This is a genomic window from Martinezella sp. CNPSo 3957 (genome assembly GCF_057784395.1).
In genome coordinates this window covers 92,732-107,776 of the sequence record NZ_JBXSOU010000011.1, presented here as the reverse complement: position 1 = coordinate 107,776, position 15,045 = coordinate 92,732, and the positions used below count along the sequence as shown (strand labels likewise).

The 15,045-nt window shown below is 59.7% G+C and carries 15 protein-coding genes; 8 read left to right on the top strand and 7 right to left on the bottom strand.

Translation table 11 applies throughout. The annotated features are described in order from the left end of the window. Positions 1-30 precede the first annotated feature (30 nt). The 3 genes from AC13QE_RS23405 to AC13QE_RS23395 all read right to left on the bottom strand — a co-directional run bounded on the left by AC13QE_RS23405 (position 31) and on the right by AC13QE_RS23395 (position 4,056). On the bottom strand, positions 31-1,056 hold the full coding sequence (locus AC13QE_RS23405; RefSeq protein ID WP_488485466.1) for a LacI family DNA-binding transcriptional regulator: 1,026 nt from the start codon (positions 1,054-1,056) through the stop codon (positions 31-33). 148 nt (positions 1,057-1,204) lie between these two features. Then, positions 1,205-2,809, bottom strand: coding sequence for a DHA2 family efflux MFS transporter permease subunit (locus AC13QE_RS23400; protein WP_488485465.1), 1,605 nt, complete (start codon positions 2,807-2,809; stop codon positions 1,205-1,207). Between the two features lie 26 nt (positions 2,810-2,835). Beyond that, entirely contained in the window at positions 2,836-4,056 is a 1,221-nt protein-coding gene (locus AC13QE_RS23395; RefSeq protein WP_488485464.1) for an HlyD family secretion protein, read from the bottom strand. Between the two features lie 180 nt (positions 4,057-4,236). Here AC13QE_RS23395 and AC13QE_RS23390 point away from each other — a divergent pair, with 180 nt between their 5' ends. The 3 genes from AC13QE_RS23390 to AC13QE_RS23380 all read left to right on the top strand — a co-directional run bounded on the left by AC13QE_RS23390 (position 4,237) and on the right by AC13QE_RS23380 (position 6,747). Continuing rightward, positions 4,237-4,917, top strand: a complete 681-nt coding sequence (locus AC13QE_RS23390; RefSeq protein ID WP_459462366.1) for a TetR/AcrR family transcriptional regulator — start codon at positions 4,237-4,239, stop codon at positions 4,915-4,917. 116 nt (positions 4,918-5,033) lie between these two features. Then, positions 5,034-5,873 (top strand): GyrI-like domain-containing protein, encoded by an 840-nt coding sequence (locus AC13QE_RS23385; RefSeq protein ID WP_488485463.1) that lies wholly within the window; start codon positions 5,034-5,036, stop codon positions 5,871-5,873. Positions 5,874-6,003: 130 nt separating this feature from the next. Then, a complete protein-coding gene (locus AC13QE_RS23380) occupies positions 6,004-6,747 on the top strand; it encodes a TerC family protein (RefSeq protein ID WP_488485462.1) in 744 nt (247 codons plus the stop codon). A gap of 46 nt (positions 6,748-6,793) precedes the next feature. Here the strand turns inward: AC13QE_RS23380 and AC13QE_RS23375 are convergent, their stop codons facing one another. Continuing rightward, a complete protein-coding gene (locus AC13QE_RS23375; RefSeq protein ID WP_488485461.1) occupies positions 6,794-7,204 on the bottom strand; it encodes a hypothetical protein in 411 nt (136 codons plus the stop codon). A gap of 360 nt (positions 7,205-7,564) precedes the next feature. Here AC13QE_RS23375 and gltX point away from each other — a divergent pair, with 360 nt between their 5' ends. From gltX to AC13QE_RS23360, 3 genes are read left to right on the top strand one after another with little or no spacing between them, the layout of a single operon-like run. After that, entirely contained in the window at positions 7,565-9,022 is a 1,458-nt protein-coding gene (gene gltX / locus AC13QE_RS23370) for a glutamate--tRNA ligase (RefSeq protein ID WP_488485460.1), read from the top strand. Positions 9,023-9,038: 16 nt separating this feature from the next. Then, entirely contained in the window at positions 9,039-10,535 is a 1,497-nt protein-coding gene (gene lysS, locus AC13QE_RS23365; protein WP_112335205.1) for a lysine--tRNA ligase, read from the top strand. A gap of 52 nt (positions 10,536-10,587) precedes the next feature. Further along, on the top strand, positions 10,588-10,854 hold the full coding sequence (locus AC13QE_RS23360; protein ID WP_015341182.1) for a hypothetical protein: 267 nt from the start codon (positions 10,588-10,590) through the stop codon (positions 10,852-10,854). A 41-nt stretch (positions 10,855-10,895) separates the two neighbouring features. On the opposite strand, the gene AC13QE_RS23355 is transcribed toward AC13QE_RS23360, so the two are convergent. After that, positions 10,896-11,732 (bottom strand): hypothetical protein, encoded by an 837-nt coding sequence (locus AC13QE_RS23355; RefSeq protein WP_488485459.1) that lies wholly within the window; start codon positions 11,730-11,732, stop codon positions 10,896-10,898. Positions 11,733-11,927: 195 nt separating this feature from the next. Here AC13QE_RS23355 and AC13QE_RS23350 point away from each other — a divergent pair, with 195 nt between their 5' ends. Next, entirely contained in the window at positions 11,928-12,836 is a 909-nt protein-coding gene (locus AC13QE_RS23350; RefSeq protein ID WP_488485458.1) for a LysR family transcriptional regulator, read from the top strand. A gap of 24 nt (positions 12,837-12,860) precedes the next feature. Here AC13QE_RS23350 and AC13QE_RS23345 read toward each other — a convergent pair whose 3' ends face one another. Together AC13QE_RS23345 and AC13QE_RS23340 are read right to left on the bottom strand one after the other, a co-directional pair. Next, positions 12,861-13,502, bottom strand: a complete 642-nt coding sequence (locus tag AC13QE_RS23345; protein ID WP_488485457.1) for a dihydrofolate reductase family protein — start codon at positions 13,500-13,502, stop codon at positions 12,861-12,863. Next, positions 13,499-13,888: a hypothetical protein gene (locus AC13QE_RS23340; protein ID WP_488485456.1), complete on the bottom strand. Its 390-nt coding sequence runs from the start codon at positions 13,886-13,888 to the stop codon at positions 13,499-13,501. The genes AC13QE_RS23345 and AC13QE_RS23340 overlap by 4 nt, the downstream gene beginning before the upstream one ends. On the opposite strand from AC13QE_RS23340, the gene AC13QE_RS23335 reads away from it, so the two are divergent. After that, complete coding sequence (locus AC13QE_RS23335) at positions 13,863-15,023, top strand: ABC transporter substrate-binding protein (RefSeq protein WP_488485455.1); 1,161 nt, start codon at positions 13,863-13,865, stop codon at positions 15,021-15,023. The genes AC13QE_RS23340 and AC13QE_RS23335 overlap by 26 nt on opposite strands. Positions 15,024-15,045 lie beyond the last annotated feature (22 nt).

The following is a 15,045-nucleotide window of genomic DNA, read 5'->3' as shown; positions in this document are numbered from 1 at the left end:
TACTCCCTATGCTCTGCCGCGTTCGAATGCTCAGGGCAGATTATCCTTCAAGAAAATGTCGAGGCGTATGCGTTCCTGGTCGGCAATCACGGCCTGGCCGTCGGCGGTCGCCTTCATGACGCGGATGGCGCTACGCACTTCATGGCCGGCATCCTGATTGAGGACGGCGTCGATCGTGCCGTCCAGCAATGCCGCCCGCGTATGCCGCGTCAGCTCGTGCACGACCACGGTCAACTCACGCTCGGGCCGTACGGCCTTCAGCGCTGCTATCAGACCGCGGTTACCGGCGCCGAGGCTGTAGATGCCGATAATGTCCCTGTTTTCGGACAGCGCCTTGGAGACAAGCGATTTGGCCCGCTCGGGATCGTCACGTCCTTCCAGCACGGGCAGCAGCCGGAGCTTGGGAAACTCTTCTGCCATCACGGCGGAAAAGCCCTGCAGGCGCTCGCGATGGTCGCGCACCAGCATCGAGCCGGCGAGAACGGTAAGATCGCCTTCACGACCGCCAAGGAAGCGCCCGAGCAGCCGTGCGGCAGTCCGTCCGGCGGCAATATTGTCGATACCCGCATAGTGATGGCGGGTGGAATCGGTGAGATCCGAGACCAGCGTTATGACGGGAATATGCTCCGACACGAGACGGTCGACGGCGGCCCTGACTTCCGGCCCGTCGGTTGCCACGAGAGCGACACCGGCGATATCCTGCCCCTGCAAGGCGTCCAGCGCCGCGACCAGCGCCGGCACATCGAATGGTGGCACCTCGACGATGCGGATGTCCGTGCGCTCTATGCTAGCCCGCAAGGTTGCCTGATGCACTTCGAATCGCAGCCCGTGCATGAAGGAATTGTCGCCGGTCGGCACAATGAAAACGAGAGGATAGACCCGGCTCTTGGCCAGATTGGCAGCTGCGACATCGCGGATATAGCCGATTTGCCGGATAGCGGCTTCCACCTTCTCCCGCGTTACCAGCCGCACACCCGGACGCTGGTTCAAAACGCGGTCCACCGTGGCGAGGCTGACGCCCGCAGCGGCGGCGATGTCATGCACAGTCGGTCTCATGGGTTCCTCCTGCGGAAAGCCTTACTGCGATTTTTGATGTACGTAAATCAAAAATTTCGGACCGGTGAATTTTTCCAATCGATACCACAAACAAAAAAAGGCCCCTCGCGAGGAGGGGCCATGCCTTGGGAGCATTATAAGAGCCGGATTAGTGGCCTCCGCCGCCACCGCCGCCTGCGGCATTCGGCTTGCTGATCATCAGAACGCCGAGGATCATCGCGAGGAACAGCACGGTCAGCATCAGGAAAATATCCCCGAAGGACATGACGACCGCCTGCCGCGTCGCCATGTTGACCATTTGCTTCAGGGCGGCCTGGTCGCCGTCCAGACCCGCTGCATTGAAGCTGGCCGCCATGTTGTTCAATTGGGTAACGGCGGCATGGCTGCCCCAATGAACATGGTCGCGCAGGTTGAAATAGTGCTGGTCCTGCCTGTTCGTCAAAAGCGTGTTGATGATCGCCAGTCCGACGGCCCCGCCGAGATTGCGCGTCAGATTGAACAGGCCGGACGCACCGCGCATGCGGGCGGGCGGCATGGTTCCGAGCGCGATATTGTTGATCGGCACCATGCACAGCATCAGGCCGAAACCGCGCAGGATCTGTGGGATGAGCAGCTCCCAGAAGTCCCAGTCCACCGTCAGGTGCATCATGATGTAGGTGCCGGCCGAGAAGCTGGTGAAGCCGATGATCATCAGGATGCGCAGATCGACCTTGCTCGACAGGAAGCCAGCCAGCGGCGCCGTGAAGAACATGGTGAGGCCGGAGACGAACATCGTTTCGCCGATCTGCAGCGAATCGTAGCCGCGAATGCGCGCGAGATAGAGCGGATAGATATAGGTCAGGCCGTAGAGGCCGATGCCCATGACGAAGGAGAACACAGACCCGAAGGAGAAGTTCTTGTTCGTGAAGGCCCTGAGATCGACGACGGGGAAATCGACCGTGAACGCGCGGTAGAAGAAGATCACGGCACCGATGGCGGAGGCGATGGCGCCGGCTACGATATAATTGTCGTTGAACCAGTCGTTCGTATTGCCTTCCTCAAGCACATATTCGAGCGCGCCGAGGAAAACACCCATCGAAATCAGGCCCCACCAGTCGAACTTCTTGAAAAGCGCCAGCTCGGGCTTGTCGAAATCGATGAAATTCCAAGTGACGATGGCAACGATGATACCGGGTGGAATGTTGACCAGGAACAGCCAATGCCAGGAAAACGCGTTGGACAGATAACCGCCGACCGTCGGGCCGATGGTCGGCGCCAGCGTGGCGATCAGGCCGATGATCGGCGAAACGACGTTGCGCTTGGACGGCGGGAAGATCGTGAATGCCGCCGCAAACACCGAGGGGATCATGCCGCCGCCGATGAAGCCCTGCAGGGCGCGGTAGATGATCATCTGATCGATGTTGGTGGCGGTCGCGGCAAGCGCGCTCGCTGCTGTAAAGCCGGCAGCCGAAATCGCGAACAGGTAGCGCGTCGAAATAATGCGTGCCAGCGTTCCAGACAGCGGGATCATGATGACTTCGGCGATCAGATAGGCCGTCTGGACCCAGCCGATTTCATCCGAGCCGGCGCTGAGGCCTGCCTGGATTTCGCTGAGCGATGCCGAGACGATCTGAATGTCGAGGATCGACATGAACATGCCGAGCACCATCGCCAGAAAGGCGATAAGCTTTCTCGGCTCGATATGATCAGCCGCGGGCGCGGCGGGGCCGGCCGCGCGTGGGGGCGACCCGGCTGTAGTGCTGGCGGACGACATGGCGCGTCTCTCCCGAGCTCGATCGTTTACTTGTCCGGCGCCGTGCGGGTATCGACGTCGACAACGACGCTGAGGCCTGCGCGCAGACGGCCGGTATTGAGCGCATCCTGCGGCAATGCAATGCGGACAGGCACGCGCTGGATGATCTTGGTGAAATTACCCGTCGCGTTTTCCGGCGGCAGCAGCGAGAAAACGGAGCCGGAAGCCGGCGAGATCGACTCGACGGTGCCGACGATCGGATGATCGCTGAAAGCATCGACGTGAACATTGACCTTGGAGCCGGGAACCAGATGCTGGATCTGCGTTTCCTTGAAATTCGCGTCGATATAAAGCTGCTTGGTCGGTACGATCGCCATCAGCTTCTGGCCGGGAGAGACGAGATCGCCTTCCTGCACCGAGCGATTGCCGACGATGCCGTCATAAGGCGCCTTCAGTACGGTAAAGGACAGGTCGCGAGCGGCTTTGTCACGAGCGGCTTCCAGGCCCTTGATCGTGCTCTCGGCCTGACGGCGCTGAGCCTGCAGCAGGTTGATATTGGCCTGCGCGGATGCGATGGCGGCGTCGCCGCCGACCAGATTGGCCTTGGCCTGATCAAGCGCGATATTGGCGCTGTCCAAAGCGGCCGTGGTGCCGACCGACTTCGATTGCAGTTCGGCAGCGCGCGTCTGGGTGATCTGGGCGCCGCGAACCGTGGCTTCCAGGGCAACCTTCTGTGCCTGCGACTGGGCAAGGGCTGCCTGGCCGGCAGCGATTTGTGCATCGATGGTATGGAGCGAAAGCTGTTCGGTATCGAGCGAGGCCTGAGCCTGGCCAAGCGCCAGCTTGTAGTCGCCGTCATCAAGCGTTGCGAGCACGTCGCCGGCCTTGACCTGCTGGTTGGCCACAACGTTTACCTTGGCGACATAGCCCGTCACCTTCGGCGAGATCGTGGCGATATCGCCGCCGATATAGGCATCGTCGGTGGAGACCATAAAGCGGCCGTTCGTCCACCAGTCATAGCCATACCAGCCGCCGGCTGCGAGTGCCGCGACGATGACGATGGGAAAAACCAGGCTGCGCCGCTTCTTCTCCGAAGGCGGTGGGGCCGCAGGGGCCGGAGCGGCAGGCGCAGCCTGGGCGGGGGCAGGATTGCTGCGCGTTTCGGCCGCTGGAGCTTCGGCAGGCGCACCGGTTTCCCGGGCTTCTACTTCCGCATCAGCGGGCTCGTTCACGATACGCGCTACATTGTTTCCATGACTTGACGACATTTCCTACCACCGAAAATCTGGCAAATTAATCGAACCGAACGGTTCGGTTCAATTGACATAAAGCCTTTTTCACTCCATATCAAGAGACATCGAACTGAGCGGTTCGATTTATTTCGCGAATCTGTTTAAGATTCAGAAAAAATGATCGAGTATCGCGTAAAGGAGACATTGAAAGAGCCGATGAAACACGAATCCCAAAATGCCGCAGTGTTGAACGCGCCCGCACCGGGCTCCGGTGGACGTTGGGCAGCCGGCGAAGACCCTGCCAAGCGCCATCAGATTCTCGAAGGCGCCAAGCGTGTCTTTATGAAAATGGGCTTCGATGCGGCGAGCATGAACGATGTCACCCGCGAGGCGGGCGTTTCCAAGGGCACTCTCTACGTCTATTTCGCCAACAAGGAAGATCTGTTCGCCGCCATGATGGAGAGCGAGCGCACCCATTTCGTCAACCTTGTGCGCAATGCCCTTTCAGACGAAGCGGATGTCACCACCTCGCTGTATGATTTCGGTATCGTCTTCGTCACGCACGTCACGTCGGAAAAGACCATCAGCGCCATGCGCACGGTCATCGGTGTGCGCGAACGCATGCCTTCGCTCTGTCAACGCTTCTTCACCGGTCCGGAAAATCTGCGCACGGTGCTGCGCGGCTTCCTCGAACGGCAGGTTGCCGCCGGCCATCTCAAGATCGACGACTTCGACATGGCTGCCCGCCACTTCCTGGAAATGGCCAGCGGCGGCTATTTCAAGCTGCGGCTCTTCGGCGACATGGAAGAGCCGCCGTCGAAGGAAGAGATCGACTATGTCGTGCGCGGCGCCGTGCGGGTTTTCCTGGCGGGCTACGGTCCGGATCGCAGGGATTAGGACGATCAGGCCTCTCCTACTGTCCGCGGGCGTGTAGTCATTCAACTCCGCAATGGCGATCAAGCATCGCCACCGCCACAGGCCTATGAGTGGCCCGGCAACCAGGGGAGTTGAAAATGAGCGCGATCGGCAGAGCGATATGGTTTATCGAAAGCCATTTTAAATCCGACATCTCGCTCGACGAGATCGCCGAGACGGCCGGGCTGTCGCGCTTTCATCTTTCGCGCGTCTTCGGCATGACGACGGGCCACTCGATCAGCAGCTATATCCGGAGCCGCCGCCTCAGCGAAGCGGCTCTCGCCCTGACCGACGGCTCCTCCTCCATTCTCCAGGTTGCCCTCGATGCCGGCTACGGCTCGCACGAGGCTTTCACCCGTGCCTTCCGCGAGCAGTTCGGCATGACGCCGGAAAATCTGCGCAAGCAGGGGCACGTTCGCAACCTTGCTCTACAGGAGCCGATCAGAATGGACGACACCCGCCTTCCCAAGCTCGAGGCACCGCGCTTCGAGGCTCATCCCGCAATGCTGCTTGCCGGCTTTGCGGAAACCTATGCCTATGAGGCGACACAGGCCATCCCCTCGCTCTGGCAGAAATTCAACCAGTATTTCGGCCATATTCCCGGCCAGATCGGCAATGTCGCCTATGGCGTCTGCACCCAGGCGGAAGAAGGTAGCGAAAGCTTCCGTTACATGTCGGCAGCCGAAGTTTCCGCCGCGGACGGCCTGCCCGAAGGCTTCGTGACGACGAAACTGCCGCAACAGCGCTACGCGATCTTCACGCATCGCGGCCATATCTCCGGCATTTCCGCGACGGTGCATCAGATCTTCGGCGAATGGCTGCCGCAATCGGGTCAACAGCATGCCGGCACCCCCGACATGATGGAACGCTATGACGACCGCTTCGATCGACGCACGGGCATAGGCGTGACGGAAATCTGGATACCACTGAAAGCCTGAACATGTGCCGCCGCCATGAAAATGGCGGCGCCGCTTGTACGAACCATGACACTCCTTACATTACGGCCATTCTGAAGAGGCCGGGCTGGGGGTCAGCATCGGCGAATGCTGATCAAAGGGGGCATCGTCAATGGATATTGTGGGGCTGATACAGGACCCGGGGGCGTGGGTGGCACTCGTCACGCTCGTCGTCATGGAAGTGGTCCTCGGCATCGACAACCTCATCTTCATCTCGATCCTGACCAACAAGCTACCGGCCGAACATCGCGACAGAGCCCGCAAGATCGGTATCGGCCTCGCCCTTATCATGCGTCTTGCGCTGCTCGGAACCGTCGCCTGGATCGTCCAGCTCACCCAGCCGATCTTCGAAATCTTCGGGCAAGGCTTCTCCTGGAAGGATATGATCCTCATTGGCGGCGGCCTCTTCCTTGTCTGGAAGGCGACGAAGGAGATCCATCACAATGTCGATCCGCAGGAACAGGGTGAGGATTTCATCGCCAAATCCACCACCACGACCTTCGCCTCGGCGATCGGCCAGATCCTGCTGCTCGATCTGGTCTTCTCGATCGACAGCATCATCACCGCCGTTGGCATGACGCCGCACCTGCCGATCATGTTCGTCGCGGTCATCGCCGCTGTTACGGTCATGCTGGTCGCAGCCAACCCGCTCGCCAATTTCATCGAGAAAAACCCGAGCATCGTCATGCTGGCGCTCGCCTTCCTGTTGATGATCGGCACGACGCTGATCGCCGAAGGCATGGGCGTGCATGTTCCCAAGGGCTACATCTACGCCGCCATGGCCTTCTCCGCTCTGGTCGAAGTGCTGAACATGATGGCGCGGAACCGTCGGAAAAAGACCTCAGGCAGTCACTAATCGGGAAAGTCGCACCAATGATGAGGTTGCGGCTTCATCACATCGATCAATCCTGGACGTGCACGTCGACCCATTCGCCGATATCGCCGCGGCCATAAATGTCGACCTTGATCCAGACGTTGCCGCGAACGATATAGTTCCCGGCATCGTCGGCGATATTGCCGTTTGCCAGCATGGCTTCCAGCTTCTGGCGATTGGAGGGCAGTGAGAAGAAGCTGTCGCCCTCGTCGCCACGGTCACGGCGGCGATAGGCGTGATAGTTGGCGCGGTCCTGGCGGATGATCTGCCAGGGCGCCGTCAGACGCTCGCCCTTGGAATTATAGAGATCGTCGTTGCCAATATAGGCGCGATAGGATTCGATCAGCTTAGCCGAGCCATCGCGCGTAATAGTCGATTGGGCAGCGGCGGCGTCGGCTATCGAGACCACCAACAGCAAGCTCAAAATTAGTTTCTTCATGGGATCCCCGGAATGAACGATTGAAAACCTATTTCGCCACTGCCGCGAAAATTGCAAATCAAATTGGGCAAGCGTAAGGCTTTTCTCCTGAAACACTTACGAAGTGTAAAGACGCTTCGTGAAATTGGAAGGCAGGCCCTTTTCGATGCATCACGGCGTCCTCGGTGCCTCTGCCTGCCTTCGCGGCGCAGTTTCCCTTGACGTCACCCCTTGAATATGGCCTAAGGCCAGCCATACGGAAAACGCTGATAGAAGCGGCAAGACGCCCTTTTCCGGCCGGTTTCCTGATCCAGATAGACATTTTCGGCTGGACGGCGCTTGTCCCAAGCGCGGCCCGGCCTTTTATGACGGGCAAACAAGATGACCACTTCAGGCGTTCGCGTCCGCATCGCACCCTCCCCCACCGGCGAGCCGCATGTCGGCACCGCTTACATCGCGCTGTTCAACTATCTCTTCGCCAAGAAACACGGCGGCGAGTTCATCCTGCGCATCGAGGATACCGACGCGACCCGTTCCACCCCGGAATTCGAGACGAAGGTGCTCGACGCGCTGAAATGGTGCGGCCTGAAATGGTCGGAAGGTCCGGATATCGGTGGCCCTTACGGCCCCTACCGCCAGAGCGACCGAAAGGACCTCTACAAGCCCTACGTCGAGCAGATCGTCACGGCCGGTCACGGCTTTCGCTGCTTCTGCACGCCGGAGCGCCTGGAAAAAATGCGCGAGGCGCAGCGCGCCGCCGGCCTGCCGCCGAAGTATGACGGCCACTGTCTGAACCTCTCGGCCGAGGAAGTGACCTCGCGCGTTGCTGCCGGCGAGCCGCATGTCGTGCGCATGAAGATCCCGACCGAAGGCTCGTGCAAGTTCCATGACGGTGTCTACGGCGATGTGGAAATCCCGTGGGATGCCGTCGACATGCAGGTCCTGCTCAAGGCCGACGGCATGCCCACCTATCACATGGCCAACGTCGTCGACGACCATCTGATGAAGATCACCCATGTCGCGCGCGGCGAGGAATGGCTCGCCTCGGTGCCGAAGCACATCCTGATCTATCAGTATCTCGGCTGGGAGCCGCCGGTGTTCATGCACCTGTCGCTAATGCGCAATGCAGACAAGTCGAAACTATCGAAGCGCAAGAACCCGACCTCGATCTCCTATTATACGGCCCTCGGCTATATCCCCGAAGCGCTGATGAACTTCCTCGGCCTGTTCTTCATCCAGATCGCCGAAGGTGAAGAGCTCTTGAGCATGGACGAGCTTGCCGCAAAGTTCGATCCGGAAAACCTCTCCAAGGCCGGCGCGATCTTCGACATTCAGAAGCTCGATTGGCTGAACGGCCGTTGGATCCGCGAGAAGCTCTCGGAAGAAGAGTTTCAGCATCGGGTGCTGACCTGGGCGATGGAAAATGATCGCCTGAAGGAAGGCCTGAAGCTGTCGCAGTCGCGCATCACCAAGCTTGGCGAACTGCCCGACTTGACCGGCTTCCTGTTCAAGTCCGACCTCAACCTCGATCCTTCCGCCTTCGCGAAGATCAAGTCGACGCCGGAAGACCTGCTTGAGATCCTGAACACTGTGCAGCCGGATCTGGAAAAGATCCTCGAATGGAATGTTGAGACGATCGAAGCCGAGCTTCGCGCCATTGCGGACCGCATGGGCAAGAAGCTGAAGGTCATCGTCGCGCCGCTTTTCGTCGCCGTATCGGGCTCCTCGCGCTCCCTCCCGCTTTTCGATAGCATGGCGATCCTCGGCCGCTCCGTCGTCCGCCAGCGACTGAAACTGGCCGCGCAGACCGTTGCGACCCTCGTCGGCCCGAAGAACTGAACCGGACTTTAAAACCATGAACGACAAGACCGAAGCCTCCGCCCTCTCCTCCGACGCAACGGAAGTTCGCGCGCAGAAGCTGAAGCTGCTGCGCGAGCAGATCGGCGACGTCTATCCGGCGCATTTCCACCGGACCATGACCAATGCCGAGCTGGCCGCGAAATACGAAGGCCTGGAGCCGGACACCGAAACCGGCGATGTCGTCACCGTTGCCGGCCGCGTCTATTCCTCGCGCAACTCCGGCATGTTCATGGACATCCACGACGCCTCGGCCAAGATCCAGATCTTCAGCCACAAGGACGTGACCTCGGAAGAAGCCCGCGCGTTGCTACCAATGATCGATATCGGCGACATCATCGGCGTCACCGGCGTCGTGCGCCGTACCAAGCGCGGCGAGCTGACCATCAATGCCCAGCAGATCACCATGCTGACAAAGTCGTTGTTGCCGATGCCGGAAAAGTGGCACGGCCTGTCCGATATCGAGCTGCGCTACCGCAAGCGTCATCTCGACATCATGACCAACGAGGAATCGAAGCTCCGCTTCCAGCAGCGCAGCCGCATCGTTTCCGGCATCCGCCGTTTCATGGAAAATGACGGCTTCATGGAAGTCGAGACGCCAATGCTGCATTCGGTCTATGGCGGCGCGACGGCCGAGCCGTTCAAGACGCATCACAATACGCTGAAGCTCGACATGTACTTGCGCATTGCGCCGGAACTGTTCCTGAAGCGCACGCTGGTTTCCGGCCTCACCGACAAGGTCTTCGAGATCAACCGCAACTTCCGCAACGAAGGCGTCTCCACCCGGCACAATCCAGAATTCACCATGATGGAGTGCTATTGGGCCTATGCCGACTACGAGGACATCATGGACCTCGTCGAGCGTCTGTTCTCGACGCTCGCCATGTCGATCCATGGCAGCACCGAATTCGCGTTCGGCGACAAGCAGATCTCCTTCAAGGGTCCATTCCGCCGCGTGCCGATGCCCGATGCCGTCAAGGAAGCGACCGGCATCGACTTCCTGGCGATCAAGACCGACGAAGAAGCCCGCGCCGCCTCCAAGGCTGCCGGCTTTGCCGTTGAGAAGGACGCGACCTGGGGTGAATGCCTTGCCTTCATCTTCGAAGAAAAGGTCGAGGGCACGCTGATCCAGCCGGCGCATGTCACGCATTTCCCGAAGGACATCTCGCCCTTCGCCAAGGAAGTGCCGGGCGAGCCGCGCCTCGTCGAACGTTTCGAGACCTATTGCAACGCCTGGGAACTCGGCAACGCCTTCTCGGAACTCAACGATCCGGAAGAGCAGCGCGCCCGCATGGTCGAGCAGCTCCAGCAGGCGCATGCACGCGGCGAGAAGGAAAAGCAGTTGGACGAGGAATTCCTCGATGCCATCGACCAGGGCATGCCTCCGGCAGGCGGTCTCGGCATTGGTGTGGACCGCCTCATCATGCTGTTGACCAACTCGCCATCGATCCGCGACATCATTCTTTTCCCGGCCCGTCGCAACAAGGCCGATTGAGACCAGTTTGGTCCTTCGAACATCAAAGGTGCGTATTATGACGGATAAAGAGATGCCAGCCGCAGACGATAGCGAGCATCAGCGGCTGGCCGATCTCGCTGAGATCGGCGATATCGATCTCTCGCAATACGCACCGGGAACGTTCGGTTGCCACGAGGCGATGCACACGGTGTCGATCATGCTCGACATGACCGACGACCTGCTGCTTCAGCACCCCGCCATCCTGGCAAATCCGGACTTCTATCGTCTTGCAGGTGAGGTTCACGAGGCGCTTTTCGCGCTCTACCAGGCTATCGGCGAAAAACATCTGGCGGAATAAGACTGTTACTTGTCCGCCGGATGGCGCGAAGCCAGTTTTGATCAATTGGTGACGGGCGAACGGCGGTCGGCTGCACCCGTCATGGTCGGGTCCAATCCCGGTGATGGGCTCTTGGCTTTGGAACCAGCATCAGCCCCGATGAACTCGCCGTTCTCATCATAGCCCGGCTGCACATTGCCGGTCGATTTCGGCTCCGGCAGCGGCGGCTTGGCATCGCGGCTCTCGGCCTGTTTTGCGGCCGTTTTCTCTTCCGCAGCGATCGCTGCCTTCACCTTGTCCTTCTTGGCGTCGCCGCCATTGTCCGCTGCCAGCGCATTGCCACAGTCGGACAGATCCTTCAATCCAGCGATCGCCGCATCGATATCCTGCGGGAGCATGGTAATCTGCTCGCCGTAAAACAGGCCAGCATTGCTGGCGCCACCATCGTAGTAGCGCGCCGTCAGCGGTGCTTCGGAGCTGCCATCGACCAGCCGGTCGGGATGGGCCACATAGACGACATCGGCGCCAAGGGCCCGGCCGCGCAGGTCGGAACGTAACGTCGGTCCGTTCCGGTCGAGAACCACAACCTGTACGAGATCCGGCTTCTGTTCCTGATAGACGGCCTTGGCAACGCGGAGCGCGGTTCTGACCCGCGTCAACCCGTCGGTCGGCTCGGTGCGAATATATTTGCGAACCCAGAAACGGTTGTCCTTGCGGATCGTGATGAGATTGACGTCGGTACACTGGAGCCCATCGGGGGAAGCAGATACAAGACCGAGCAGCCTGTCCTTGCCAACATAAAGCGCAAAAACGCCGGAGGACCCCACGAGAAGGGCCACTCCGCCGATCAGTACGACAAGTTTCCGGGGTACCCGGAAAATGTGCAGTAAGGCGCTCACGCCAACTGCTCCCTCATAGACCACTCCAAGGCGACAAAAATGATCAACCCTCACGTTAGGGAACTGGCGTTTCGGAATACTTAAAACCGAGGTAAAACTTGCATCGTCTTCGACATCGTTACCAAAAAAGGTCCAAACTTTCACAGCTATGACGAGCACTTGCCTTTCTCTGCGCGAACATGCTCTAACCGGAGCATGGCCTTCACGCTGAGACAGCTGCAATACTTCGTCGCCGTGGCGGAACAGGGCTCCGTGACGCGGGCCGCACAGAACCTGTCGATCTCGCAATCCTCCGTGACCGAAGCCCTCAAGGAGCTGGAAAGCGACCTCGGCGTCGAGCTGTTCGAGCGCCATCCGCGCGGTCTGTCGATCACCCACAACGGCCACCAATTCCTGCGTCACGCAACGAAGATCCTCGCAACCGTTTCCGACGCGCGCACGGGCTTTTCCGGCAAGCGGAACGAAGCCGGCGGCACGCTGAATATCGGCGTGACGTCGCTTGTCGCCGGCTATGTTCTGTCAGATCTTCTGGCACGCTATCGCCGTGCCTGCCCCGGCGTCGAGGTCAGCGCCATCGAGGACAATGGCGGCTATCTGGAACATCTTCTGGTGGGTGGCGAACTCGACGTCGCCGTCATGGTCATTTCCAACCTGCGTGACCGCATGGCCCTGCAGGCGGAGATCCTCGAAACTTCCCCCTACCGGCTCTGGCTGCCGATGGGCCATCCCCTCGTCTCGGCCGATATCATCAGTGTCGCCGACATCACTCGCGAGCCGCTGATCATGCTGACCATCGACGAAATCGAGGAAAACACCGGCAAGCTTTTGACCGCGCTCGGCGCCCGCCCGCACGTCGCCTTCCGCACACGCTCGGTCGAGGCGGTGCGCAGCCTGGTCGCGACCGGCGCCGGTGTCGCACTGCTGCCGGATCTCGTCTATCGCCCCTGGTCGCTGGAAGGCGATCGCATCGAAAGCCGCGACGTCTCCGGCTCGCTGCCTGTGGTGCAGGTCGGCATGGTCTGGCGCAAGGGATCGAGCCTGCCGCAAGCCGCCCGCGATTTTGTCGGCGTCGCCGAAAGCATGCGCTCGGGGCGGCAGCGGTAGCGCCACAGCCATTAATCTAAAACGCTATTTCGCCAGAACAATATGCGTGGCTCGCCCCGTCGGAACATGTTCGATTGTGCGGTATCCGAGAGCATGAAGGTCAATGCCGCTAAAGAGTGGTTCTCCCTTGCCGAGCATCGTGGGGGAAAAGGCAAGGTGAATTTCATCGACGTGGCCGGCCTGAACATATTGCCTCACGGTCTCGGCGCCGCCGCCAATCTTGATGTCCTTTGCGCCTGCTGCTTCGCGCGCCTTTTGCAATGCCTCCTCAACACCGCCAGTGATAAAGTGGAATGTCGTTCCACCGAGCATCTCGATTGATGGTCTGGCATAATGTGTCAGTATGAACGCTGGTGCATGATAAGGAGGATTGTCACCCCACCAGCCTTTCCATTGATCGTTCGGCCACTCTCCGCGAATAGGCCCGAACATGTTGCGGCCGAGGATGAAGGCTCCGAAACCCTCCATGGCACGCTGGCCAAACCGGTCATCAAGGCCCGTTTCTCCGTCGTCTTTTCCGAGCATCTGGCGAAACGCCCGCGTTGGGAAAAACCACTGAAACAGTTCCTCGCCCCGCAAACCAAGTGGGCGCTTTAAACTCTGATCAATGCCGGCAGCAAAACCATCAAGCGAGACACTGAATCCGGCAACTTTTACTTTGGTCATTGATGCTTCCATTCGCGCCGGCTCCATAGGGCAGAGATCCGCATCGACGCATTGCGGTTAACTCCAAACCGTAGGACGATTGGCGCTCTGGAGAACCGACAACTGATTTCAACTTTTTTCCGGTCATGCCGAATGGGTGGAAAGCGCTGCCGTTTCTTATGCGCCCATGCTTCCAGATCAGCATTTCCGCACCCTGTCTTTTCCACCGCTCTGTAACGGATGTCGAAATCGGAATTTCCGATATCGCCTTTCTGATAAATGAATTTGCGAATGCGGCGAAATCGCGTCACCTTTTCTTCCGGGAACAAGAAGCCAGCCACTGGCTCCACGCCATCAAGGCTCAAAAACCGGGAGAGTCCGATGAAGCATCTGCTGAAATCATGCACGGCTGCACTCGCATGCCTAAGTTTCGCAACGCAGGTCATTGCCGCCGAGCCATTGAAGACGCTCGGCAAGGGCGAAGGTGCGGTCAGCATCGTCGCATGGGCCGGCTATATCGAACGCGGCGAAAGCGACAAGAATTACGATTGGGTCACCGGCTTCGAGAAGGAAACCGGCTGCAAGGTCAGCGTCAAGACTGCCGCGACCTCGGACGAAATGGTCGCGCTGATGAACGAAGGCGGCTTCGACCTCGTCACAGCTTCCGGCGATGCCTCGCTGCGGCTCGTCGCCGGCAAGCGCGTGCAGCCGATCAATACCGACCTGATCCCGAGCTGGAAGAACCTCGACGAACGCCTGAAGAATGCCCCCTGGCATACCGTCAACGGCGTTCACTACGGCGTGCCCTATCTCTGGGGCCCGAACGTGCTGATGTACAATACGGACGCCTTCAAGGGCCAGGCGCCGAAGAGCTGGAACGTCGTCTTCGAAGAAACGACGCTGCCCGACGGCAAGTCCAACAAGGGCCGTGTGCAGGCCTATGACGGTCCGATCTATATTGCCGATGCCGCTCTCTACCTCATGGCTCATAACCCCGAACTCGGCATCAAGGACCCCTACGAGCTCAACGAAGACCAGTATAAGGCCGCACTCGAATTGCTGCGCGGCCAGCGCAAGATCGTCAGCCGCTATTGGCATGATGCCATGATCCAGACCGACGACTTCAAGAACGAAGGCGTCGTTGCCTCCGGTTCCTGGCCCTTCCAGGTGAACCTTCTGCAGGCTGACAAGCAGAAAATCGCCTCCACCTTCCCGGATGAGGGAACGACCGGCTGGGCCGATACCACCATGCTGCATGCCGACAGCGAGCATCCGAACTGCGCCTATATGTGGATGGAGCACTCACTCCAGGCCAAGGTTCAGGGCGATGCAGCCGCCTGGTTCGGCGCCGTACCTTCCGTTCCGGCCGCCTGCAAGGGCGATGAGCTCCTCACCGACAGCGGTTGCGCCACCAATGGCTACGACCACTTCGACAAGATCAAGTTCTGGAAGACGCCTGTCGCCAAGTGCACGACACAGAGCGAATGCGTGCCCTATCATCGCTGGGTCTCCGACTATATCGGCGTGATCGGCGGCAGATAACGCGCCGACATCGGGCTTTCGC

Coding starts and splice junctions, on each gene's coding strand:
- AC13QE_RS23405 (WP_488485466.1), bottom strand. CDS start 1,056: ATGAGACCGACTGTGCATGACATCGCCGCCGCTGCGGGCGTCAGCCTC.
- AC13QE_RS23400 (WP_488485465.1), bottom strand. CDS start 2,809: ATGTCGTCCGCCAGCACTACAGCCGGGTCGCCCCCACGCGCGGCCGGC.
- AC13QE_RS23395 (WP_488485464.1), bottom strand. CDS start 4,056: ATGTCGTCAAGTCATGGAAACAATGTAGCGCGTATCGTGAACGAGCCC.
- AC13QE_RS23390 (WP_459462366.1), top strand. CDS start 4,237: ATGAAACACGAATCCCAAAATGCCGCAGTGTTGAACGCGCCCGCACCG.
- AC13QE_RS23385 (WP_488485463.1), top strand. CDS start 5,034: ATGAGCGCGATCGGCAGAGCGATATGGTTTATCGAAAGCCATTTTAAA.
- AC13QE_RS23380 (WP_488485462.1), top strand. CDS start 6,004: ATGGATATTGTGGGGCTGATACAGGACCCGGGGGCGTGGGTGGCACTC.
- AC13QE_RS23375 (WP_488485461.1), bottom strand. CDS start 7,204: ATGAAGAAACTAATTTTGAGCTTGCTGTTGGTGGTCTCGATAGCCGAC.
- gltX (WP_488485460.1), top strand. CDS start 7,565: ATGACCACTTCAGGCGTTCGCGTCCGCATCGCACCCTCCCCCACCGGC.
- lysS (WP_112335205.1), top strand. CDS start 9,039: ATGAACGACAAGACCGAAGCCTCCGCCCTCTCCTCCGACGCAACGGAA.
- AC13QE_RS23360 (WP_015341182.1), top strand. CDS start 10,588: ATGCCAGCCGCAGACGATAGCGAGCATCAGCGGCTGGCCGATCTCGCT.
- AC13QE_RS23350 (WP_488485458.1), top strand. CDS start 11,928: ATGGCCTTCACGCTGAGACAGCTGCAATACTTCGTCGCCGTGGCGGAA.
- AC13QE_RS23345 (WP_488485457.1), bottom strand. CDS start 13,502: ATGACCAAAGTAAAAGTTGCCGGATTCAGTGTCTCGCTTGATGGTTTT.
- AC13QE_RS23335 (WP_488485455.1), top strand. CDS start 13,863: ATGAAGCATCTGCTGAAATCATGCACGGCTGCACTCGCATGCCTAAGT.